The sequence below is a fragment of the Ochrovirga pacifica genome (assembly GCF_000220525.1).
In the GTDB taxonomy this organism is placed as follows: domain Bacteria; phylum Bacteroidota; class Bacteroidia; order Flavobacteriales; family Flavobacteriaceae; genus Ochrovirga; species Ochrovirga pacifica.
In genome coordinates this window covers 1-22,703 of the sequence record NZ_AFPK01000002.1, presented here as the reverse complement: position 1 = coordinate 22,703, position 22,703 = coordinate 1, and the positions used below count along the sequence as shown (strand labels likewise).

The window sequence follows — 22,703 nt, the reverse complement described above, 5'->3', positions numbered from 1 at the left end:
CTTTTTTATTACCATTAGTAAGAATTGCAAATACTATTTGTTTTGACTAAAAGAAACAAACCCGTTAAAATAATTTTTGGTGTTGGGGTGTACTTCTTCGTTAGCCAGTAGTTCATCGGGACTAGCCCACCAATAGCGAGTGTGTTGGTCTTTAGGAAGTTTAAGCTCCGATGCTTTTATAGACAGTTGCACACTAAATGCATTTACAATATAATGTGTGTTAAAACTAGGGTCGTTGGCAAAATTACTTTCGTAAATATGCTCGTACAAACCAATGTATTGGGCTTGGCTGAGTTCTAGGTTTTCTGCAATTTCATCTTTCGCAATACGTTGAAAAGCATTGGCAAACAATTCGTTTTTACGAATCACACCTCCCGGTACAAACCAAGTGTTTTTTGCAGGAGAATTGCTTCGGTATCCTACCAGTATTTTTCCTTCTACATCTTTTATAATCAAATCGATAGAGATTAAAGGAGTGTTTTTTACCACAGCCTTATATTCTTTTTCTGGAAGCTTTTTCATGGGTGTAATTTTAGGTCAGAAAGATACAATATCTCTATCAAGAGATAAAAAAACTCGTTGACAATTTAGCCAACGAGTTTTGAATTAATTTTGCAAAAGTCCTGCAAATTTTTTGAGTTGCATTTCTGCTATTTTGGCATTGTATTTAGCGTTTAGTAAATTCAATTGTGTGTTGATAAGGTTAAGCTGTGCTTCTCTAAATTGCAAAGAACTGATACTTCCTAAATTAAATTGCTCTTTAGATTTTAAAAAGTTTTGTTTGCTTATTTCAACGTTCAATTCTTCGTTTTTTAGAATGATTTTTTGTGTGGTATACTCGTCCCAATAATTGGACAATTGGTTTTCTAAATTCAAGCTTAATTTTTGCTGATTGATTTCCTGAGTTTTGATGGCGATTTGGGCATTTTTAACTTTGGTTTTAGTGGTCCCTCCATCAAAAAGATTCCAGCTTAAACTCAGTCCTGCATTAAAGCCGTTACTTTGTTGAATGGCAAAAAAACCTGCAGCTCCATTATCGTTGTAATTTTGATTGTAACCTATATTGGTAGAAACGCTAGGCAACCATCCTGCTTTGCTAATTTTTAAATTTAGTTCGGTCAAACTCTTATTGATTTCAGCTTGCTTTAGCTCGTTATTATTGCTTTTTAAAGCATCTAACAATTGTTCATAAATCAACGTTTTTTCTAAAATCACTTCTTTGCTAGCCTTTACAGGTTGGGTTAGTTCTCTTCCTAAAAGGTAGTTTAGTGTGCGAGTATTGTTTTTTAGCAAAACGGAAGCGTTTAACAAATTAATGCTGTCGTTATTGGTATCTACGCGAGCATTTAACACATCTAGCTTGTTTTTTTGTCCGTATTTTTGTTGTGCAGTCACACGATCCAAACGTTCTTTTGAGATTGAATAGGCTTCTAGCAAGGTGTTTTTTTGCTCCTGATTTCTAGCGACATTAAAAAAAGCGGTATAAACTTCTATCAGTGTATTTTCTATTTGCACCTTTTTTTGTGTAGAGGCCAAATCAAATTGCTCTTTAAGTTGCTCGTAACTATATTTCCTTAAGCCTCCGTTGTACAATAAATAATTAAGTGTAACAGCACTGTTGTAGCTTTTGTTAACAAGTCCTGTAAGCTCTGTTACTTCGCCTGTTTGGCTAGTTAATTTAGAGTTGTTGTTAGCGTAATTAAGACCACCACTAGCACTTACTGTTGGCAAATAACCAGAGTTGTAAATACTTTTGTTATTGGCGGCTTGCTCTTGATTGTTTTGAGCAATCTGTATGTCAAAATTATGTTTTAGGGCTATGGCAATAGCATCGTCTACTGTCATTTTTTCTTGACCCAATAATGGAAGAGTTATGAGCCCAATCCAAGTAGTTAATATCCAGATATAATTGTTGTTCTTAGTCTTCATGAGTATGATTTTCTTCTGTTACTGCTCTTTCTAACGATCTTCTGCTAGGCTTTTCTGTTTGCCAAAAAGCCCACTTTTCTGAATTCCAAAACCAAAGGCTGTTTACTTTTATACTATTGATAAAAGACATAAAAACGGGTAGTAATAACAAAGTTAATACGGTTGCAATACTAATACCATATACAATTGAAATGGCCATGGGTTTTAAAAATTGTGCCTGACGACTTTTTTCAAATAAGAGTGGAGTCAGACCTGCTACGGTAGTAATAGTGGTTAGAAAGATGGCTCTAAATCTAGATTTACAAGCTTCTAATAAAGATTCGTTATAAGACATACCTTCTTTTAGGTTGATGTTGAATTTACTAATCAACACCAAACCATCGTTTACCATAATTCCAATAAGTGCTATAATTCCCAAACCAGATAGGATGTTGATAGGAAATCCGTGAAACCAGTGTCCCCATCCTACACCAATAATGCTAAATGGTACCAAAGCCATCAACACAAAAGGCTGACTGTAACTTCTAAAAGTAAAAGCAATTACTACATAAATCAATACAATAATAATCCACCCTGTTGGGTTTAAAGAGCGTTGTGTTTTTACAGCTTCTCGGTTTTGTCCTTCGTAAAGCGGAGTAACCGATGGGTATTTTTCCAAAATAGGAGTCATCAATGTAGTTTTGATATTGTCCATAAAATCTGTAGCACTGGCCTTAGGATCTGTTAAGTCAGCAGTAACTTGTATTTCTCTTTGTCCGTCTAAATGGTTGATGGAAATTTCTCCTCGCTCTATAACATAAGTTGCAATTTCAGAAAAAGGGACTCTTGTTCCAGTATTAGAAACCAATTGCATGTTGTCTAGGTTGTTGATAGACTTACGTTCGGATTCATCGTAACGAATCCAAACTTTAATTTCGTCTTCACCACGTTGAAAACGCTGAGCTTCTGCTCCAAAAAAAGCTGCTCTTACTTGAGACATAACATCGTTAAGTGTAAAGCCAAGCAAATATCCATTAGGTTTTAAGTTGATTTTAATTTCCTTAATTCCCTGCGGGTCATTGTCCTTAATGTCTTTAATACCAGAAATTTTAGACAAGCCTTCTTTTAGTTCTTCTTTGGCAGCTTTTAGTTCATCAATTTTATTACCCAGTAAAGAAACTGCAATAGGACTACCACCAAAACTTGCCCCCGAACCAAAAACAAGACTTTCTGCTCCAATTACTTCATCAGCACTTTTTTGGATGGCATTGGTGATTTCATCTGCTGTAAAATCTCTAAACTCTCCTTGCAGTAGGTTTACATTAAGTGTTCCTACTGCAGTTCCAGGTCCAAGCCTTTTAATAACATTAAGAACTACATCCTTATTTCCTGTTTGTTTTTGTTTATAACTCTTGTTAACTTCCCAAACTGTTTTTTCAATATTGCTTATGATGGAATCTGTAATGCGTTCATGTGTACCTTCGGGCATGTTTAGGCTAATCTGAATACGATCGCTAGCTATTTTAGGAAAAAAAGTAGTACGGATAATTCCTCCTTTGATTCCTCCAAAAGTGATGATAAGCAGTCCTAGCATAATGGCAAATCCTAAAATTTTGTAATTCATAAAAAAGTGAAGGATGGGACTGTAAAATTTATCTCTTAAAAACAACATTAATTTTTCTGCCGCTACATTAAATTTATACGGTTTGGTTTTGACTTGTAAGGTTTTTGAGTGTGCAATATGAGAGGGTAAAATAATCAATGCTTCTACTAATGACACCAATAAGGTAATTAATACTACTACGGATACTTCACTAAAAAACTCTCCGATTCTTCCATCTAGAAATAAGAAAGTAGAAAACGCTAAAATGGTTGTAAGGATGGCCGATACAATAGGAGGAATGACCTCTAGAGTACCGTCAATAGCAGCTTTTATAGGCGATTTACCATTTTCGTAATGGGAATAAATATTTTCTGCAATCACAATACCATCATCTACCAAAATACCAATTACTATAATCATGGCAAACAAAGACAGTACGTTAATGGTAACATCAAATTGTCCCGCAACAGCAAACATTCCAAAGAAAGCAATAGGTAAACCAAATGCTACCCACATGGCTATTCTTGGTTTTAAAAACAATGACAATACAATAAGTACCAACAAAATTCCTTGCCAAGCATTGGTAATCAACAATTGGGTTCTTTGGTTCAGGGTGATGGATGAATCTGAAGTAACGTCAATATGTACATCTGTAGCATTGGCATTGTAATCTTCTATATAAGCGTTTATTTTTTCTGCGGTAGTGATTAAATCTTCGCTGTTGGTATTAGATACCGAAATTTGTACAGAGGCATTTCCATTAAAAAACAAAGCATTGGGGGTTTCGTTAAAACGATCTCTTAACACTGCTAAGTCTTTCAGTAGGACTACATTTCCATCTGCATCAGATTTTACCACAATATTTTCAAGTCCGCTAGCGTAGTAAGCACGTGTGTTGGCTCTAATCAGATACTCTTCTGCTGAGGTTTTTATAGATCCCCCTGTGGTTAGCAAACTGTTTTTTGAAACAGCAGAAGCCACATCATTAAAACTCAAACCATAGGCTCTTAATTTGGCTTCGGTTACAGCAACTTCTATTTCTTCATCAGGATATCCATTGATGCTTACCTGAGATACCCCGTCCATGCGTAGCAATTCTTTTTCTACAGCCTGAGCTTTTTGTTTTAAAACCGTTAAGGGTACATGTTCGCCACTAAGGGTAAAAGTAATGGTTTCTCTTACAGCTTCTACTTTTTCAATAACAGCAGGTTCCATACCACTAGGAAAACTCGGCACTTTATCTACAGCGTTTTTTACATCGGCTAAGGCAACATCTATATCATAGTCTTTAAAAGTTTCGATGGTAATAACCGCAGAATTTTCATTAGAGGTAGAGGTTACACGCTCTATTCCTAAAATACCTTTTAGGTTGTCTTCAATTTTTAAAACGACTCCTTCTTCCATCTCTTGAGGCGATGCCCCAGGATAGGTAAGCGATATGGTGATGATTCTAGAATCTGCTAGAGGAAAAAAGGAAGAAGTCATAGCGTTGTACCCAAAATAACCGAAGAGTACAAAGGCCCATACCACAATCCATCCTGCTACGGGAAATTTTATAAAATAGGAAATTATATTTCTCATGTTTTGTACAAGGTCTTAAGTTAATTTTTTACCAATACTTTCATACCCTCGTAACCTCCTACAATGGGTGAACTGATGATTTTACTGCCATTTTTTAGACCTTTTACCAATACCGTATTTGGATTGGCATGCATAATTATAATGGGTTGCACCACAAGTTTATTATTGTCTAGTAGGTACACCTTGTTTTGGTCTACAATTAAATTTCTATTAATTTCATACAGTCCTTCAACTTCTTTGGCTTGTACGTTGGCCTGTAAGTATACTCCTTCTTTTAATTCTTGGGATTGAATTTCTACAAAAACCTGAACCGTTTGGGTATCGCGATTTATTTGGGAGTTAATTCTAGATACTTTTCCTTGGTATGTTTTAGCTTGGTCTATAGTGCTTAATTGAACCTCTTTGCCAATTTTTAAAAAATCATGAAAACTGGCGTTTACATTTAGTTCAAGTTCATACACATGGGGTTTGATAAATTCTCCCAATTTTTGACCCGCAGAAACCAAAGTACCTGGGGTTATTTCTGTTTGAACCAAAACCCCTGTAAAAGGAGCTTCTAAAGTGTATTTTTTTAACCTTTGTTCCAGATTTTTAATGTTATAGTAAGTAGAAAAAACGTCTTTTGCTGACAAGTAGTTGTAAAATATTTTATTATCTGTAGTAGGGAGTTTTGCCAAGATGTTCTCTATTTGAATATTATTGGCGTAGGTTTCCCAAGTTTGCAGTTCTTCGGGATAATCAAACTGAATGTCTGCTAAAATAGAAATGATCAAACTTTTAAAATTGGTGCGTTGAGATTGTACAGATGCCAAAAATTCTGCAGGGTCAATTTGTACCAACGTCTGTCCTTTTTGATACGAAACACCAGGTTTAAAACTTTTAGAAGTAGATAAAAATACCCCTGCTACTTCGGAGTACAAAGCAATACGATCTTTGGCCAAAACAGCTCCTGTACTTTTGATACTAATAGGATAGGTTTGATTTTTTACCGTATTAACTTGTACTGTTTTTAAATTGTTTTTTTTGTTTTTTCGAGGTTGTTTTTTACTGTCGGAAAAGACACCAAAAATAAATAATGAGAGTGCTAAAATAAGCAGTGATCCTACGATAGATTGTATTGTTTTTTTCATTTTGTTGTTTTAAAAAATGGGGTTGGTGATTCGCCAATCACATTGTCTTGAATTTTGTTTAATAAATAGGTGAATTGTTTTTTTTCTTGGTTGCTAATACCTTGTTCTAAGCGTTTTACAAATTTCGTTAAATACGGATATGCTTTAGCCAAACTTGCTTTTCCTTCTGATGTAATTTGTACCTTAAATTTCCTTTTGTCTTCTTTAGAATAGGTTTTGGTAATGAATTGTTTTTTTTCTAACGTAGCCAACATTCGTGTTAATGTAGATTTGTTTCGGTTGACAAAAAAAGCCAATTCTTGTTGACTCAATCCCTCATGTTTTTCGATATTTCTCAATAGCACAAATTGTGCCTTAGTTAAATCGATATTTTTTTCTACAAACAAATCTTCAATAGAATGATCTATCAACTTCATAGTTTTACCCAGCCAGGGAATCAAAGATTCGTTTAGTATTTGTGGATCTGTGCTTTTCATAAAACAAAGGTAATTAATTTAGTTGCATATGCAACTAAATTAATAGTCTTTAGAAAAAATAGGAAATAACAAAAAGGTTATCAATTGCGTTCATACTTGTTTTATATGCGTTCACACACATCATACAATCTATGTAATTTGCATGTACATGTACATGTTAAAAACCGTTAAAATAGCCTTTGGATTGTTAGCAGTTACACTGCTTGTTGGCTTTGCAATTAATCAAAATATGAAACCCAAAACTCCTAATAAAATCATACCTAAAACTATCGAAAGTGAGATCAAAACAGCATTGAGTTTTTATCCCGATTTAAAAAATACGAGAATTCATTTCATCATCAAACCATCGTTAAAAAAATCATTTATGAAAGCTCAACCAACATTTGGCTCTTTATTTACCAAGGTTGAAAACAGAACTTATAAAATTTTAATTAGTAATAGTTTTAGAGTAGAGGACAAGGTGATGCGTATCAACCAAATTCCCAAAGAGGTCTTGATTGGTTGGATTGGTCATGAATTGGGACACATTGTAGATTATGAAAATAGAAGCGGATGGGGTTTGGCAATGTTTGGAATACGTTATTTATTTTCTCAATCGCACATTAGAGAGGCAGAAAGAGCTGCAGATTCGTACGCAGTTTCTAACAATATGGGCTCTTACATTATCAAAACCAAGAATTTTATATTAAATCATGCCGATTTTTCGGAGCAATATAAAAACAGAATTAAAAGATTGTACGTGTCTCCTGACGAAATTTTAAATCTAGTAAAAGAACACGACAGTATTCAAGAATCATTAAAACAATAATAGTATGGCAATTATAGGATCAATAATAAAAACAGCAATAGAAATTAAAGACGGGTTAAGTTTAGAAAAAAATCATCAAGATGCACAGTTAGAAACCTTGATGTATTTGTTAACCCATGCACAACACACAGCATTTGGTAAAGCCTACGAGTTTTCTAAAATTTTAGAGGCCGATGAAAAAGACATCCCTAGGTTGTTTGCAGAAAAAGTTCCTTATTTTGATTACCATCAAATGGAAGAAAAATGGTGGCACAGAACCATTGATGGAGAAGCAGATGTAAGTTGGCCAGGAAGTCCGGACTATTTTGCGTTAAGCTCAGGAACTACCGGAAATAAAAGCAAACGAATTCCTGTAACCGATAAAATGATTGCCTCTATACGTAATGCCGGAATTAGACAGGTTGAGGCTTTGTCGAATTTTGACCTGCCTTCGGAGTTTTTTGAAAAAGAAATTTTGATGTTAGGAAGTTCTACAGATTTAAAAGAACGAAACAACACTTTAGAAGGTGAGATTAGCGGAATTTCGGCATCCAACATTCCATCATGGTTTAGAGGGTTTTACAAACCAGGAGAAGAAATTGCAAGTATCAACGATTGGGACGAACGTGTGCAAAAAATTGCAGAAAGTGCAAAAGATTGGGATATAGGAGGTTTGAGTGGAATTCCGTCTTGGATGGAGTTGATGATGGAAAAAGTGATGGAATATCATCAGGTAGATAACATACATGAAATTTGGCCTAATTTACAAGTATATACTTCGGGGGGAGTTGCTTTTAGTGCCTACGAAAAAAGTTTTAATAAATTACTTGCACATCCTATTACTATTATAGACACCTATTTGGCTTCAGAAGGATTTATTGCCTACCAACAAAGACCTGAAACAGATGCAATGAAATTGGTTTTTAGTAATGGAATTTACTATGAGTTTGTTCCTTTTGAGCCCGATTACATTCAAGAAGATGGATCTTTAGACCAACAAGCTCCTGTGTTGGGTATTGATGAAGTAACCACAGGACAAGATTATATTCTATTGATTAGTACTGTGTCTGGAGCATGGAGGTATTTGATTGGAGATACTATTGAGTTTACAGATGTAGAACGTGCCGAAATTAAGATTACAGGCCGTACAAAGTTTTTCTTAAACGTAGTTGGTTCACAATTGTCTGTAAGTAAAATGAACGATGCTATTAGAGTTTTAGAAGAAAACCATCAAATAGGAATTCCTGAGTTTACATTGGCAGCAATTAGGGTAGATGGAGAGTTTTATCACCATTGGTATTTGGGATCCGATGCAGAAAACTTAGATACGGATCAGTTGGCAAAAGAATTGGACGACACGTTAAGCAACGCAAATAAAAATTACAAAGTAGCAAGAAGCAAAGCCTTAAAAGGAGTAAAAGTAAATGTAGTACCAACAGAAGTCTTTACAGAGTGGGGAGCTAGTCAAAAGAAAAAAGGGGGACAGGTTAAAATGGAACGAGTAATGTCTGAGGAAAAATTTAAAGAATGGCAAGAATTTGTTCACAGTAAAAAGGAATAAATCTAACGTTGTAGGAATTAAATTCTCTTGATTTTGAGTTCAAGAGAATCATTCTTACTTTTGTAAATCATTAAAAAACTGATTATATATGTATGAACAGCTAATCGTAGTAAAAGTGGGAACCAATGTAATGAAGAATAAAAACAATAAAATTGTCATTCCGATATTACGCAATTTGGTCTCTCAGATTTCTGAACTCTACGAAGAAAACATCATGACCATCTTAGTATCTTCGGGTTCTTCTATAGCAGGAAAAGAGATGTTGGGAAAGTCAAAAATTAAGGATAAGTCAATCAGAAGACAGGTTTACTCTTCTATAGGACAGCCAAGAATGATGTTGATGTACCATAATCTGTTTAAGGAATATGGTATTAATTGTGCCCAAGTTTTGCCAACCAAAAGAGATTTTCAGCCTGGTGTACACCGAGATAATATGGTAAATTGTTATAATGGATTGTTAGAAGAAGAAGTAATTCCTATTGCCAATGAAGACGATGCGGTTTCCGTAACCAACTCTATGTTTTCTGACAATGACGAAATGGCAAGTTTAATTGCCAAGTTGATGAAAGCAGACAAGTTGATTATTTTAACGGATATTGATGGTGTATATTCAGGGCATCCTGATGACGAATCTTCGGAGTTGATAGAAGAGGTGGAACACGATCAGGATATGCAAGAGTACATCCAAGAAAACAAAAAAGGAGAAGGTGAAGGTAGAGGTGGAATGCAGTCTAAAATTAATATGGCACAGCGTTCGGCTAAAAACAATATAGAAACTTATATTGCTAACGGAACTAAAGAAAATATCATTTTAGATATTGTTAGAGGAAAAGATTTTATTGGAACAAAAATTATTAAAAAGAACAATTTAGACTAAAAGAGTCTTTTTTTAATAAATTAAAAAACCTCCGTAGGAAAAAATTCCTGTGGAGGTTTTTTGTATGTAAATTTGTTACAGTTTAGTTGTTTGATTTAGCAAACACCTCTTCCAAAATTTCTAAACTACTCATGGTAGGTTCTTGAATTTGTAAAAGGTTAGACAAAGTTGGGGCAATTTGTGTAATGTTAACGGGGGCTTTTACTTTTTTTCCTTCTGCAATAGCAGCACCGTAAAACAAAATTGGTATGTGAGTATCGTAATTGTACCCAGTTCCGTGGGTGGTTCCTGTGCTTGTTTTTGCATTTCCGCTAATAATAGACGGAGTTAACGTTATCAAAATATCTCCAGAAATTTTTTGATTGTACCCAGCTTGTAACAAGCTTAATGGTGCCTTGTGAAATTCTGCTCTTTGCAATGTTTTAGCACTTACAGCTTTGTAGACCATAGGATAGTCAATCAACTCTTCAACCAATTCATTTTGTACTTTTTCCAGTGAAAGTCCTAAAGTTTTTATTTCAGCATGATTTAAAAACACTTGATAGTTAGACACATTTTCTATGATTTTGGTCGTGTTGTATTTTTTAAAGGTAAAATCAATCAATTGCTCGTAAATAGCTTTTCCATTAATGTACCCAGCTGGCAACTTATTTTCTATCAAATGATGAGGTACGTGTACTACTCCGTGATCTGCTGTTAGAAACAGTACATAATTATCGTTACCCACTTTTCTGTTTAAGTACTTTACAAAATCATCTAAATCTTCGTTTAAACGGATGTAAGTATCCTCAATTTCTTTAGATGCTGGTCCATATTTATGTCCGATATAATCGGTACTAGACAAGCTAATTGCTAAAAAGTCTGAGTATTCTTTATTTTTTCCTAAGGCTTCATTTTTAATAATTTCTTTGGCAAAATCCAACGTCATGGTATTTCCGTGTGGAGTGGTTTTAAGCAAACTATAATTTCCGTTTTTTTCTTTTAAAGCAGGCAAATTATGAGGAAATACAGGAGCTTCTTCGTTTTTAAAAGTGCCTTCAAAATGCTTGTTGTCCAGCGTGCTTTCGTGGTAATGTGCAAGGTTTTCTTGCGTTACCCAAGGACTGTTTAAATACTCGTCCAAAACCAATTTGTTTTCCTGATTGTATTGTTGTACCCACTTTGGTAAATCCTTAGCATAATAGGTGCTGCTAACCCATTTACCTTGGTTACCACCATCAAACCAATATGCGATATCCGCTGCATGTCCTACAGGCAAAATTGCAGAACGATCTTTAATAGCTACTCCAATGGCTTTTCCTTTAAAGTTTTGAGCCAGTTTTAATTGATCGGAAACTGTAGAAGCAACCAATCTTTTAGGCGATTTTTTTCCTTCGTTAGAAGAACTTCCAATCGTTTTGTAATTCTCATCATCTACTACATAAATAGATTTTTTTAATTCTTTGTCGTACCAATTGTTTCCAATAATTCCGTGATCGCTGGGGGTAGTACCTGTGTATACAGAAGAATGTCCTACGGCTGTGTAGGTTGGAATGTAGTTAAAATGTCCGTTTTCAAAAAGTGTTCCTTCAGAAATCAGTTTGTTAAACCCTTTAGAGCCAAACTTATCTTTAAAACGTTGGAGGTAGTCATAACGCATTTGATCTACTACAATTCCTACCACTAATTTGGGTTTTTTCTGAGCATTTACAGCCATAGCACAACTGAGTACACAGTAGGCAACTAATTTTTTCATGATGTTATTTCTGTTTTTTATCGAATCAAAAGTAATTAGAATAGACTACTTAATTGTTAAGGATTTGATATTTTAGCTAAAAATCTAAGTGATGACATACATAAAGAGTATAGGAGCGTACGCAATCATGTTGACGAGTGTTTTTAGAAGGCCCCAAAAACGACAAATTTTTAGAGAAGCAGTATTTAAAGAAATAGACGATTTAGGAATTAAGTCTATTGGAATTGTTGCATTTATCTCTTTTTTTATTGGAGGAGTTGTGGCTATTCAAACAGCATTGAACTTAGAAGATCCTATGATTCCTAAAGATTTGATTGGTTTTGCAACCAAAAGATCGATGATCTTAGAATTCTCATCTACCTTTGTAATGGTTATTTTGGCAGGTAAAGTAGGTTCTTACATCACATCTAGTATAGGAGCCATGCGTGTTTCCGAGCAAATTGATGCTTTAGAAGTAATGGGAATCAATTCGTTAAACTATTTAGTGCTTCCCAAAATTATAGCTACCGTTTTGTTTTATCCCTTTATTGTGTTACTAGCAATGACTTTAGGTATTTTTGGAGGATGGGTTGCAGGTGTTGTTACCGGTTTGTTTGAACAACAAGACTACGTTTCTGGAATCCGAATAGACTTTGACCCCTCGCTAATACAATACAGCTTGATAAAATCTGTAGTGTTTGCTTTTTTAATAGCCACCATTCCTTCCTATTTTGGCTATTATGTAAAAGGAGGTTCTTTAGAAGTAGGTAGGGCTAGTACCAATGCTGTAGTTTGGACTATCGTAATGATTATTATTTCCAACTACTTTTTAACCCAAATGCTGTTAAGCTAAATAACAATTATGATAGAAATTAAAGGATTGCATAAAGGATTTGATGGAACCCCCATCTTAAAAGGAATAGATGCGGTTTTTGAACCCACCATTACCAGTTTAATTATAGGACAAAGTGGATCTGGAAAAACCGTTTTTTTAAAAACGATGCTAGGTTTGCATCAACCCGATAGTGGAATTATTTCCTTTAACGGAAAATCTACTGCGGATATGTCTATCAACGAAAAAAGGCAATTAAAACAAGACATAGGAATGGTATTTCAAGGTTCTGCCTTGTTCGATTCCCTTACGGTAGAAGAAAATGTAATGTTTCCGCTAAAAATGTTTACCAAACAAAGCAAAGAGGAAATGTTAGAGCGTGTTAACTTTGTGCTCAATCGTGTTAACCTAGTGAATAGTAATAAAAAATTTCCTGCAGAACTTTCTGGAGGAATGCAAAAAAGAGTTGCCATTGCAAGAGCCATCGTAACCAAACCTAAGTATTTGTTTTGTGATGAACCGAACTCAGGACTGGATCCAAGAACAGCAATTGTGATAGACAATTTGATTCAGGAAATTACAGATGAATACAAGATTACAACCGTAATCAATACCCATGATATGAACTCTGTGATGGAAATTGGAGAAAAAATTATTTTTTTAAAAGATGGTTACAAAGAGTGGGAAGGAAACAGTAACGATATATTTAAAACTGATAATGAAGCGGTTGTAAATTTTGTGTACAGTTCTAATTTGTTTAAAAAAGTAAGGAAGCTGTATCAAGATGAATAAAAACTGAAAAATGTTTTGTGTAAACGTAGAAAAGTCCTATATTTGCACCCGCAATAACGAATGGTATTTTTGACCTGGTAGCTCAGTTGGTAGAGCATCTCCCTTTTAAGGAGAGGGTCCTGGGTTCGAGCCCCAGCCCGGTCACAATACAGGAAAAGTGAAAGCTAAGTTCTGATAAAAAATACAGCTAAGATAAACAAAATAAGTTTTGAATAGCAACAAATAAAATAGCATTTTATTGCATGGTGAGATACTCAAGTGGCCAACGAGGGCGGACTGTAAATCCGCTGACTATGTCTTCGAAGGTTCGAATCCTTCTCTCACCACGGACGACCTGGTAGCTCAGTTGGTAGAGCATCTCCCTTTTAAGGAGAGGGTCCTGGGTTCGAGCCCCAGCCCGGTCACAAAAGCTTCTCTATCTCAGAGAAGCTTTTTTATTTTCTTTAAATTCGTACTGTAAGCAAATAACTGTTGATACCACCAAACTCGAAAACTCGTAATAAATGGTAGAATTTCTTTTCGTAATCAAACTAGTGGTAGCTATTGCTTTTGTGTTAGGTTTGTCTTACCTAGCCGAAAAAGTAAGCCCTAAGGTGGCAGGAATTTTAGCTGGGTATCCCACAGGATCGGCTATAAGTTTGTTTTTTTTTGGCTTGGAAGTCAGTCCTGGTTTTGCTGCCGAAAGTGCAGTGTATAATATGATTGGTTTATCAGGGTCTCTTACCTTTGCTTACGTGTATTATTGGGTGTCGGTTAGGCTGTCTAAATACAATGCTTTACTGTCTTCTTTAGCGGCCATAGCATCGTACTTTGTAGTGGTTTGGTTGCTGCATTTTGTATCAATTAACAAATATGTGGCTTTCCTGATACCTGTAACTTTTGCTCTTCTCTATGCTTTTTTGTTAAAAAAAGTAGAAAATATTCAAATTCAGAACAAAGTAAAATTGAATGGAGGGATTTTATTTGCTAGAGCTTTTTTTGCGGCATTAATTATTTTAGCAATCACCACATTGCCTAGATTTGTTGGGGCAAGTTGGGCAGGTTTGTTTTCTGCTTTTCCTACTACCTTGTATCCATTGGTGCTGATTATCCATTTAACTTATAGCAAACAGCATGTGCATACCATTATCAAAAATGTACCTATGGGAATGGTTTCTCTAATTATTTATTCTTTGGTGGTTTCTTTAGTGTATCCTTTGTTTGGTATCTATTACGGAACGTTAATTGCTTTTGCTGTTGCTACCTTGTATTTGTTGCTATACAGAGCTTTTAAAAGGAACTGACAGATTAGAAAAGATAAAAAAGAGCCTTGTTTATATAAACAAAGCTCTCTGTGCTATAAGATTAAAAAAAGAATTACTGAATAGACAATCCAAAGTTTCCTTTGTGAATTTTACCATTGGCTAAGGTTACATACCATCCATAAGCAGGAACTACCAGTCCTTTTTTTGTTTTTTGAGCTACGGGTCCCATGTTTACGATAACTTTAGTTCCAGATGCAAAAGTTGATTTTTGCAAATTAAAGTTTTCACTTAAATATTCGTGATGTATTAATTCTGCAAAAAAAGTTTCTTTATGTACTGGGCTTACTACTTTGTTTGCCATCTGAATCATTTCTTTCATTCCATCAAACTCATAAGGGGAAAAGAAGATGGTAGTTCCTAGTCCGTACAACATATTGCGCAAGGATTTTACTCTAAAATCTCCATTGATAGAAATTTGATTGTCGGGATCTTGAATTTTACCAAAAATAGCAATCGCATCATGATAAACCAAGTTGAACAAAGGAGCTCTATGAGAAAATTGTCCGAGAGGGTGATTGGGTAAATAGGTCAGCCCTTCAAACATGTCAAAGTATGGAATAAATTGTTGTTGTCCGTGCTCTGTACCGTTTACCAAGTTTAGGGAGTCTATATATTTGGCTAAGTTAAACAGTCCTACATTTTTTTCGGGTTTGTCAGACAACCTGGCAAAAGAAATATCAGTAATATCGGCTTCTAGTCCTAAAGCGGCTATTTCTTTGTGCAAGCTTTTTTTTGCCAATCCTAGTTGTTTGTTGGGGTCTATATTTGCCCATCTACTTCCTGTATTGATGAGTTTTCCATCTTTTGTTCTGTCGAACAAATCGGTATTAAAATCAGGATCATTTTCTAAGGTGGCAGAGTATGCATGATATGAAGAATATAAATAACCGTATTTTTTGGTCAAATCAACGGCTTCTTTCAAACCTTTTACACCTCCAAGGTTTTCATTAATTGGCCAACAGTTGGGTACAAAGTTAGAAAACACTCCCCAGGCATGAAAAAAAGCGTTGTTTACCCCTAGTTCATCATGAGTTGTTTTAATAATATTGCTTAATTCTTTAAAGGTAAAAGCCATTCCTGGCATTTCAACATAATGTGGGTAACCTCCGTAAAGCCCCATATAAATAGCTCCTTGCAGTTTGTTTACATCAGGATCTCTTTTGGCTTTTTCTTTTAGCGATACAAAGTATCCGTCTTTAATAGCTTGTTTTCTATAAGCTTTGGCCATTTGTACATGTGTTCCTCCTGGAATAAATTGGTAGGTAATTATTTTGTTTTCGTTAGCTCTGTTTAAATCCCAAACAGGGTCTAAGAATTGAATTCTTTTGTACGGAGACATTTTTCCTTGACTGTTAAACAAGTATTGACCGTTGTTGTTGATGTTGTAAAACATTTTGGGCAAAGCAGATTTGTCTACAATTCCAACCACGGCAGATTTTTCGTTATGTGTGCCCCACCAAGGCATGGTTAGGCCATTTCCGTTGTTAAATAAAGGAAGTTTTCCACTTGTTTTTGTGTAATAAGTAGCATCGTCCCACATACAAAAACTACCTCCGTTCATAGGAAAAATATAGGAAGGAGAAATAATTCCTTGTTTTTGAGGAATTACAGCAGCACCTCGGTCTACATCGGTTTCTAAACTGAATGCTCTAGATGGATATCTTAATTCGGTAAGGTTGTAGTTGCCTTTGTTTACAGAAACGACCTCTACGGCTAGTTTGGCAGCTGTTTTGTCTAATCGTAATTCGGTTACAATTTCTACGTTTTTGGCAACAGTTCCGTTGTTAAAAACAGGATTCTTAAAAACAATCGTTACTTGATGTTTGTTTACAGGTGTTACGGTAATTTTTTGACTTTTAGAGAGGTTTACATCTTCAAGTTTTCCTTTTTCTTTAAAGGTGAGTAATCCTGCAGCTCCTTCCCAAGGATCGGGTTTCCATAATTGATTGGATTTTTTTTCTAAAACGGTAAAAGTTCCTTTTTGAGTGTTTACAGTAACTTTTATCCAGTTGTTTTCTAGCACTAGAGTGTTTTGGATAGGGGTAAAAGCAAAAGAGAAGAACAAGACCGCAAGCAAAGCAAGGGGGGGGATTGCCTTTAAAAAAGATTTGAATTTTTTAAGCGTAAATAAATGATTCATAGAATGTATTAAATTAATGATTATCAGAAGAAAAAGTCTCTCCAGAACAACCGCATCAAATTCATGAATTTTTGAAGAATAAATAAATACTATTTTGACATAATTAAGCTGTAAATAATATAGGGTTTTTAACCATTACTTAGAAATGGGGTGGCAGTTTGCAATTTTTAAAGTGACTTTAATTGTACTTTAAGTCCTTCTTGTTGCATATGTCTTGCCATCAAATACATTTGGCTTTTTTTATACAGTATTGGCTTTGCTAAGACTTACATTTTAGTTCCTACAGCATGCATTTGCATTGCTATGGGCTACATTTGTATTGCTTCTTATTGCAATTGTCTTGCTATGTTTTTTTTTACGAAAAGAGGTTTAACAAGTAGTAATTTTACGTTTTCTTGCAGCACTGTGTTATGATAAAGTTTGTGTTATATTCTTAGCCATATCTATTTTATGCAAAGACTATAAACAACTGCTACACTTCTTCCTTTTCTAATAAAACCAAGGCGATTTTAATTACAGCATAGTCCATTTGCTCATTAAAATATTCATAATAGCTTTTTAAAGGTGCAGGGGTGCCTAGTTCCGATTGTGCTTGTTTAACAGCTGCCAATTCTTTGTCGCTTACAAATTGTTTTAGGTTGATAGGCATACCCTCTTGGAACAGTTTTACAAAATGACTGTGAATGGTATTTACTGTCAAGCCACGATCTTCGGCAATTTCTTCGGGAGACAAGCCTTGTTGATATGCTTCGTAAGTAACCAATAAGGTGTTTTTTTTATTTTTTTGATGGGTTTTGTAGGTTTTATTCGAACAGCCTTGTCTTTGTTAAAACGAATGATTTCACTGATAAAATCGTAACCATAATCTTCTAATTTTTGTTTTCCTACTCCATTAATAGCCAAAAAATCTTCGTCGGTTATAGGACGTTCGTTGGCAATATTTCTTAAAGTAGCATCGTTAAAAACAATATAGGCAGGAACTCCTTTGGCAGTTGCTAGTTCCAAACGTAAGGCTCTTAGTCGTTCAAACAAATTGTTATCTGGATTGCTTGTTTTTTGTACTTCTGTAGGGGCAACTTTGTTAATTTCAACAGGCTTGCTTAGCTCTACTTTGTGCCCGTTAAACAAAACCTCTTTAGACAATTCGTTTAGTTTTAGAGAATTGTTTTGGTGAAAGGCAATTTCAAAAAAACCTTGGTTTAGTAGCTGTATGCAGTAATGCTGTAAATCTTTCCAAGCAATGTCTTTGGCTACTCCGTAGGTTTTTAGCTCTTGGTAGTTTTTATCCAGAATTTGAGCGTTTTGAGAGCCTCTTAAAAAGTCAATCAACACATGTAAAGGTTCGTTTTCTTGTAGCCTGTAAATTCCAGACAGAATTTTTTGTGCAATAATAGTTCCGTCAAACAAGGTAGGAGGGTGGTTGCAAACATCACAATTTCCACAACTATCGGTGGCAGGTTCTCCAAAATAATTCAGCAAAATATTTCTTCTACAATGGGTAGCTTCGGCATATTGTAACATTCTATCTAGTTTGGCCATTTGCACTTCTTGATTGCCTGAATTTTCTGCAAATTTTCGGAGTTGAACGACATCGGCATAAGAATAAAAAAGCAGTGTTTCTGCATCAAGTCCGTCACGACCAGCACGACCAATTTCTTGGTAATATCCTTCTATATTTTTGGGAAGATTGTAGTGTACAATCCAACGCACATTCGATTTGTCAATACCCATTCCAAAAGCTACCGTAGCACAAATAATGGGAGTTGTATCGTGTATAAAATCTTCTTGAATCTTGCTTCGTTCTTGGCTAGGCAACCCAGCATGGTAAGCAGCAGCTGCATAGCCATTTTTTTGTAGTCGTTCGGCCAATTGTTCGGTTTGTTTACGACTTAAACAATAAACAATTCCAGACTCGTTTGGTTTAGATTTTAAAAAATCTAACAATTGTTTTACACGCTCTTGTCCGGGTCTAACCTCCAGACTTAAATTGGCTCTGTTAAAAGAACTAATGTTTTGTTGTGCCTCTACAATGTTTAGTTGTTGTACAATATCTTCACGTGTTGCCTTGTCTGCTGTAGCAGTTAAAGCTACCAAAGGAGTATTGGGCAATTGTTTTTTTAGAAATGACAATTGCGTATACGCAGGTCTAAAATCGTGTCCCCAAGAAGAAATACAATGAGCTTCATCTATGGCTATCAAACTGATAGAGGTGATTTGTGTTAACTGCTCAAAAAAAGAAAGACTTTCGGGAGCCAAATACAACAGTTTGATGCTGCCTTGTTGCACACGGTCTAGAATGTCTCGGTTTTCACGATCCGATTGAGAACTGTTAACATAGGCTGCCGAAATTCCGTTGGCATTTAGGGCATCTACCTGATCTTTCATCAAAGCAATAAGAGGAGAAATCACTAAAGTTAGTCCTGGTAATAATAGTGCAGGGAGTTGGTAACAGATTGATTTCCCACCACCAGTGGGCATAATAACTAAATTGTCTTTGCCGTTTAATAGACTGGTAATAATTTCTTTTTGTAAGTGTCTAAACGCTTCGTACCCAAAATAATCTTTAAGGGTTTTGTACAAAAGTGCATCGGAATTTGTGGGACTCATAGCTTAACGGTATACATCTAGTGCCAACTCTAAGACTTCAGAAAGCAATTGCACATCAACGTCTTTGTCTACAGGGATGGGGAGAATTTTAATGGTGTTTCGGTTTCCTGTTACCAATGCAGGATGCTCCATTAAAAAGCCTTTAGCAAATCCCAGATAAGGTTCTTTTGTTTTTTTGTCTTTCCAAAGATAGCACAGCGGTTTTTTTTGATAATAAAGATACGGTAATTTCCATTTGTAAAACAAATCAATCTCTGGATGGTAATTAAGAATGTAGTCTTTTAGAAATAAAAACACACTTTTATTGGGTTCTTCTAATTTTTCAAAAAAAAGTGTGAGTTCGTTCATTATTTATGGTATGGTTTTTTTTTAGGAAAAAAGAATTTTTTACCTAACTACTATGCAACATAATAATCCAAAGCTTCTTCTATTAAATCTAAAGAAACCTTGCAGTCAATCTTGTAGTGTTCAATGTTTTCTAATAACACAAAATTTACCTGTCCGTTTACGTTCTTTTTATCGTGTTTCATGTAATCCATAATGGCAGGATAATCTGCTTTTAACACAGGAACTTTTCCAAAAATACGCAAGATGGTTTGTTTGATAACTGTTACATCTTCTGTAGGGAAATTAAATAATTTGGATGAAATATAAGCTTCGGTAACCATTCCTACAGCAATAGCTTGTCCGTGTGTTAAGGTTTCTTTGTCTTCAGAATCTAAAAAATAAGACTCTACTGCATGCCCTAGGGTATGACCGTAGTTTAATATTTTTCTTAAGTTCGATTCCAAACGATCTTCTAAAACCACCTCGTTTTTAATTTCAATAGAACGATGAATCATGCCAACCAAATCTACATTTTCGGTTTCTAAAAACTGAGACCAAAGAGATTTGTCGTAAGTCAAACCATATTTAATGATTTCTGCCGTACCCGAGGTAATTTCTTTTTCGGGCAAGGTTTTTAAGAATAACGGGTCTACAATTACCATTTCGGGGTCAGCAAACAAACCAATCTGATTTTTAAGCACACCCAAATCTACACCTGTTTTTCCTCCCACAGAAGCATCGACCATACTCAATAAAGTAGTAGGAATGTTGATAAACTGGATTCCACGCTTGTAACAAGAAGCCACAAAACCACCCATATCCGTTATCACTCCACCACCAATGTTGATGAGTAAACTTTTTCTATCTGCTCCTAAGTCCGTTAACGCTTGCCATAAACTCATACAAGTTTGCAGGTTTTTATTGACTTCTCCAGACTCAATTTCAATGATTTCAAACACAACATCGGCTGTTAGCTCTTGCTGTAAAATAGGCAAACAATATTCGTGAGAATTCTCATCTACCAAAACAAAAACAGTTTTAAACTTTTTTTCGATGATAAAATCATTCAACGCTTTGTATCCAGTTTCTTGAAAATGAACAGGGTATCCTGTAGAGATAATTGTTTGCATGTTTACGATAGTTTGGCCTGCAAAATACAGGAATTTATTTTTTTTTCATAGCCTATTTTGCAATTAAACCAAAGCCTTTACGTCTACATAAAAAATAGTACTTTTATCACCCAACTTTATCAAATTTATGATCCGTAGAATTTTAATTTTTGCTGCCATTTTACTGGTATTAGACGTATATGTATTTTCTAGTTTTCGAAATTTTTTTACCAACCAACAACTTAAACAAGGTTTCAAATGGTTTTACTTGATAAGCATGTTGTTGAGCTATGCATGTTTTGCGTTGATTGTTGTAAAGTTTGACAACCGACCCACACAAGCTTCTTTATGGATGAATTTATGGTTTGGTTATACATTTGCCTTTGTGGTGCTAAAAATAGGTTTGGTGTTAACGGCTTTGTTTGACGATATTGTTCGAATTATTGAATTTGTAGGACGTTTTGTATGGCGAATATTCTTAAATCCAGAATCAGAAGTAAAATTTAGCAGTCGTAGAAAATTTATAGGACAAGTAGGGTTGGGCTTGGCAAGTATTCCTTTTTTGTCGATGTTGTACGGAATTACCAAGGGAAAGTACAATTACAAAATAAAAGAAGTTGCACTCACGTTTAAAAATCTTCCCAAAGCCTTTGATGGATTAAAAATAGTTCATATTTCAGACATTCACTCAGGAAGTTTTGATGATTTTAATGAGGTTAAGCACGGAGTCGAATTGATTCAGGCACAAAATCCAGATTTGATTTTATTTACAGGAGATTTGGTGAATAACGAAGCACAAGAAATTGTGCCATACAAAGATTTGTTTGCAAGTTTGCAAGCTCCCTTAGGTAAAATATCCTCATTGGGAAACCACGATTATGGAACTCATAAGCGTTGGAACAGTGCCCAAGAAAAAGAACAAAATCTATTGGAATTGTTTGAACATCAAAAAGACATGGGCTTTCAATTGTTAAACAATCAAAACATTAAACTAGAAAAAGAAGGAGAAACGTTAGCTATTGTAGGGGTAGAAAACTGGGGAAAACCACCTTTTCCTCAAAAAGGAAATTTGGACCAAGCCTTGCAGGGAACACACCCCGAAAACTTTAAAATACTACTGTCTCACGATCCTACTCATTGGGATGAAAAAGTAATTCCACACGCACAGCACATAGACCTAACTTTGTCTGGCCATACCCACGGAATGCAGTTTGGAGTAGAAATTCCGGGAATTAAATGGAGTCCATCCAAATACATTTACAAACGCTGGGCAGGATTGTATCAAAATAACAAACAATATTTGTATGTAAACCGTGGTTTTGGTTTTTTAGGTTTTCCAGGTAGGGTTGGAATTTGGCCAGAAATTACCGTACTTACATTAGAAAAAGAAGCATAGGTAATGAACGAGCAAATCTTTCAACAAAACTTAACTTATTGGTATAAAAAATCAAAAGTAGCTTTAAAGTATCGAGAAGATAAAGATCGTGAGTTGCACAAAAGAAAAGAATTGTATCAATACGCAGAACCCAACCCAGACTTTAACTTAAGTATGGTAAATGTTTGTGGTGTGTATGAAGTTGTTGGAGGTAATCCTGATGTAAAAGATAGTTTTTATACTGGACTTTTGCATATAGATTTAATTAGCAACCAAATTGAAGCCCATTGGCTAATAGAAGGTTCACAAACCCAAACGGGGTATGGATTTGTGTTTAACGATACGTTGGTGCTTCATTTTAATTATTGGGCTGAAGAAGAGTTGTTTAATGGAATTGTAGCCTATCAGTTTGTGACTCCAGAAATTGTTATCGGAAAATGGACCGAAGAAATAGCTTTGGAAAATGCCTTTGAAATGTGCAGAAAATTAAGTCCTAACGAGTTAGGGGAAGCACATCCTGAAGATTTTTTTAGTGCGAATTAAAAGGTTAACTGCTTGTTTGTTAGGTTTTTGAAGGTGG

Annotated in this window: 19 protein-coding genes and 3 tRNA genes; 11 read left to right on the top strand and 11 right to left on the bottom strand. The window is 35.1% G+C overall.

Annotated features, from left to right (window positions below):
- Positions 1 to 33: 33 nt before the first annotated feature.
- From FS85_RS0100205 to FS85_RS14825, 5 genes are all read right to left on the bottom strand, one after another.
- Positions 34 to 522 carry a GDP-mannose mannosyl hydrolase gene (locus FS85_RS0100205; protein ID WP_010133912.1) on the bottom strand — a complete coding sequence of 163 codons (489 nt, stop codon included), beginning with the start codon at positions 520 to 522 and terminating at the stop codon, positions 34 to 36.
- Positions 523 to 606: 84 nt separating this feature from the next.
- Positions 607 to 1,929 carry a TolC family protein gene (locus FS85_RS0100200; protein ID WP_010133910.1) on the bottom strand — a complete coding sequence of 441 codons (1,323 nt, stop codon included), beginning with the start codon at positions 1,927 to 1,929 and terminating at the stop codon, positions 607 to 609.
- Entirely contained in the window at positions 1,919 to 5,092 is a 3,174-nt protein-coding gene (locus FS85_RS0100195) for an efflux RND transporter permease subunit (protein WP_010133909.1), read from the bottom strand. Before FS85_RS0100195 ends, FS85_RS0100200 begins: the two co-directional genes overlap by 11 nt.
- Positions 5,093 to 5,112: 20 nt before the next feature.
- Positions 5,113 to 6,222 carry an efflux RND transporter periplasmic adaptor subunit gene (locus tag FS85_RS0100190; protein ID WP_010133908.1) on the bottom strand — a complete coding sequence of 370 codons (1,110 nt, stop codon included), beginning with the start codon at positions 6,220 to 6,222 and terminating at the stop codon, positions 5,113 to 5,115.
- Positions 6,219 to 6,698 (bottom strand): MarR family winged helix-turn-helix transcriptional regulator, encoded by a 480-nt coding sequence (locus FS85_RS14825; protein WP_010133907.1) that lies wholly within the window; start codon positions 6,696 to 6,698, stop codon positions 6,219 to 6,221. Before FS85_RS14825 ends, FS85_RS0100190 begins: the two co-directional genes overlap by 4 nt.
- A gap of 229 nt (positions 6,699 to 6,927) precedes the next feature.
- Here FS85_RS14825 and FS85_RS0100180 point away from each other — a divergent pair, with 229 nt between their 5' ends.
- The 3 genes from FS85_RS0100180 to proB all read left to right on the top strand — a co-directional run bounded on the left by FS85_RS0100180 (position 6,928) and on the right by proB (position 9,923).
- On the top strand, positions 6,928 to 7,506 hold the full coding sequence (locus FS85_RS0100180; protein WP_139062108.1) for a hypothetical protein: 579 nt from the start codon (positions 6,928 to 6,930) through the stop codon (positions 7,504 to 7,506).
- Between the two features lie 4 nt (positions 7,507 to 7,510).
- A complete protein-coding gene (locus FS85_RS0100175; protein WP_010133905.1) occupies positions 7,511 to 9,046 on the top strand; it encodes a GH3 family domain-containing protein in 1,536 nt (511 codons plus the stop codon).
- An 88-nt stretch (positions 9,047 to 9,134) separates the two neighbouring features.
- Positions 9,135 to 9,923 (top strand): glutamate 5-kinase, encoded by a 789-nt coding sequence (proB, locus tag FS85_RS0100170; protein ID WP_010133904.1) that lies wholly within the window; start codon positions 9,135 to 9,137, stop codon positions 9,921 to 9,923.
- 82 nt (positions 9,924 to 10,005) lie between these two features.
- Here proB and pafA read toward each other — a convergent pair whose 3' ends face one another.
- Positions 10,006 to 11,658, bottom strand: coding sequence for an alkaline phosphatase PafA (pafA, locus tag FS85_RS0100165; protein ID WP_010133903.1), 1,653 nt, complete (start codon positions 11,656 to 11,658; stop codon positions 10,006 to 10,008).
- A gap of 91 nt (positions 11,659 to 11,749) precedes the next feature.
- Here pafA and FS85_RS0100160 point away from each other — a divergent pair, with 91 nt between their 5' ends.
- The 6 genes from FS85_RS0100160 (at position 11,750) to FS85_RS0100135 (ending at position 14,544) form a co-directional block, all read left to right on the top strand.
- Positions 11,750 to 12,490 (top strand): MlaE family ABC transporter permease, encoded by a 741-nt coding sequence (locus FS85_RS0100160; RefSeq protein WP_010133902.1) that lies wholly within the window; start codon positions 11,750 to 11,752, stop codon positions 12,488 to 12,490.
- A gap of 9 nt (positions 12,491 to 12,499) precedes the next feature.
- Positions 12,500 to 13,261, top strand: coding sequence for an ABC transporter ATP-binding protein (locus FS85_RS0100155; RefSeq protein WP_010133900.1), 762 nt, complete (start codon positions 12,500 to 12,502; stop codon positions 13,259 to 13,261).
- Positions 13,262 to 13,332: 71 nt separating this feature from the next.
- Positions 13,333 to 13,405, top strand: a tRNA-Lys gene (locus tag FS85_RS0100150).
- A gap of 100 nt (positions 13,406 to 13,505) precedes the next feature.
- Positions 13,506 to 13,587: transfer RNA gene (locus tag FS85_RS0100145), tRNA-Tyr, on the top strand.
- Between the two features lie 5 nt (positions 13,588 to 13,592).
- A tRNA-Lys gene (locus tag FS85_RS0100140) sits at positions 13,593 to 13,665 on the top strand.
- 99 nt (positions 13,666 to 13,764) lie between these two features.
- Entirely contained in the window at positions 13,765 to 14,544 is a 780-nt protein-coding gene (locus FS85_RS0100135) for a hypothetical protein (protein WP_010133899.1), read from the top strand.
- 73 nt (positions 14,545 to 14,617) lie between these two features.
- Here the strand turns inward: FS85_RS0100135 and FS85_RS0100130 are convergent, their stop codons facing one another.
- The 5 genes from FS85_RS0100130 to aroB form a co-directional block, all read right to left on the bottom strand.
- Positions 14,618 to 16,705 carry a glycoside hydrolase gene (locus FS85_RS0100130; protein ID WP_010133898.1) on the bottom strand — a complete coding sequence of 696 codons (2,088 nt, stop codon included), beginning with the start codon at positions 16,703 to 16,705 and terminating at the stop codon, positions 14,618 to 14,620.
- Between the two features lie 472 nt (positions 16,706 to 17,177).
- The gene (locus FS85_RS16965) at positions 17,178 to 17,438 is read right to left on the bottom strand and encodes a helix-turn-helix domain-containing protein (RefSeq protein ID WP_316927710.1); all 261 of its coding nucleotides are present in this window, start codon (positions 17,436 to 17,438) and stop codon (positions 17,178 to 17,180) included.
- On the bottom strand, positions 17,402 to 19,312 hold the full coding sequence (recQ, locus tag FS85_RS15900; RefSeq protein ID WP_316927709.1) for a DNA helicase RecQ: 1,911 nt from the start codon (positions 19,310 to 19,312) through the stop codon (positions 17,402 to 17,404). The genes FS85_RS16965 and recQ overlap by 37 nt, the downstream gene beginning before the upstream one ends.
- A 3-nt stretch (positions 19,313 to 19,315) precedes the next feature.
- A complete protein-coding gene (locus FS85_RS0100120; RefSeq protein WP_010133897.1) occupies positions 19,316 to 19,660 on the bottom strand; it encodes a DUF1801 domain-containing protein in 345 nt (114 codons plus the stop codon).
- A 50-nt stretch (positions 19,661 to 19,710) separates the two neighbouring features.
- Positions 19,711 to 20,769, bottom strand: coding sequence for a 3-dehydroquinate synthase (gene aroB, locus FS85_RS0100115; RefSeq protein WP_010133896.1), 1,059 nt, complete (start codon positions 20,767 to 20,769; stop codon positions 19,711 to 19,713).
- Positions 20,770 to 20,896: 127 nt separating this feature from the next.
- Here aroB and FS85_RS0100110 point away from each other — a divergent pair, with 127 nt between their 5' ends.
- Both FS85_RS0100110 and FS85_RS0100105 read left to right on the top strand, forming a co-directional pair.
- Complete coding sequence (locus FS85_RS0100110) at positions 20,897 to 22,144, top strand: metallophosphoesterase (RefSeq protein WP_010133895.1); 1,248 nt, start codon at positions 20,897 to 20,899, stop codon at positions 22,142 to 22,144.
- Positions 22,145 to 22,147: 3 nt separating this feature from the next.
- On the top strand, positions 22,148 to 22,666 hold the full coding sequence (locus FS85_RS0100105; protein ID WP_010133894.1) for a hypothetical protein: 519 nt from the start codon (positions 22,148 to 22,150) through the stop codon (positions 22,664 to 22,666).
- The last annotated feature ends 37 nt before the right edge of the window (positions 22,667 to 22,703 follow it).

Coding starts and splice junctions, on each gene's coding strand:
- FS85_RS0100200 (WP_010133910.1), bottom strand. CDS start 1,929: ATGAAGACTAAGAACAACAATTATATCTGGATATTAACTACTTGGATT.
- FS85_RS0100205 (WP_010133912.1), bottom strand. CDS start 522: ATGAAAAAGCTTCCAGAAAAAGAATATAAGGCTGTGGTAAAAAACACT.
- FS85_RS14825 (WP_010133907.1), bottom strand. CDS start 6,698: ATGAAAAGCACAGATCCACAAATACTAAACGAATCTTTGATTCCCTGG.
- aroB (WP_010133896.1), bottom strand. CDS start 20,769: ATGCAAACAATTATCTCTACAGGATACCCTGTTCATTTTCAAGAAACT.
- FS85_RS0100105 (WP_010133894.1), top strand. CDS start 22,148: ATGAACGAGCAAATCTTTCAACAAAACTTAACTTATTGGTATAAAAAA.
- FS85_RS0100160 (WP_010133902.1), top strand. CDS start 11,750: ATGACATACATAAAGAGTATAGGAGCGTACGCAATCATGTTGACGAGT.
- FS85_RS0100195 (WP_010133909.1), bottom strand. CDS start 5,092: ATGAGAAATATAATTTCCTATTTTATAAAATTTCCCGTAGCAGGATGG.
- FS85_RS0100155 (WP_010133900.1), top strand. CDS start 12,500: ATGATAGAAATTAAAGGATTGCATAAAGGATTTGATGGAACCCCCATC.
- FS85_RS0100130 (WP_010133898.1), bottom strand. CDS start 16,705: ATGAATCATTTATTTACGCTTAAAAAATTCAAATCTTTTTTAAAGGCA.
- FS85_RS0100110 (WP_010133895.1), top strand. CDS start 20,897: ATGATCCGTAGAATTTTAATTTTTGCTGCCATTTTACTGGTATTAGAC.
- FS85_RS0100175 (WP_010133905.1), top strand. CDS start 7,511: ATGGCAATTATAGGATCAATAATAAAAACAGCAATAGAAATTAAAGAC.
- FS85_RS0100135 (WP_010133899.1), top strand. CDS start 13,765: ATGGTAGAATTTCTTTTCGTAATCAAACTAGTGGTAGCTATTGCTTTT.
- FS85_RS0100120 (WP_010133897.1), bottom strand. CDS start 19,660: ATGAACGAACTCACACTTTTTTTTGAAAAATTAGAAGAACCCAATAAA.
- pafA (WP_010133903.1), bottom strand. CDS start 11,658: ATGAAAAAATTAGTTGCCTACTGTGTACTCAGTTGTGCTATGGCTGTA.
- proB (WP_010133904.1), top strand. CDS start 9,135: ATGTATGAACAGCTAATCGTAGTAAAAGTGGGAACCAATGTAATGAAG.
- recQ (WP_316927709.1), bottom strand. CDS start 19,312: ATGAGTCCCACAAATTCCGATGCACTTTTGTACAAAACCCTTAAAGAT.
- FS85_RS0100190 (WP_010133908.1), bottom strand. CDS start 6,222: ATGAAAAAAACAATACAATCTATCGTAGGATCACTGCTTATTTTAGCA.
- FS85_RS0100180 (WP_139062108.1), top strand. CDS start 6,928: ATGAAACCCAAAACTCCTAATAAAATCATACCTAAAACTATCGAAAGT.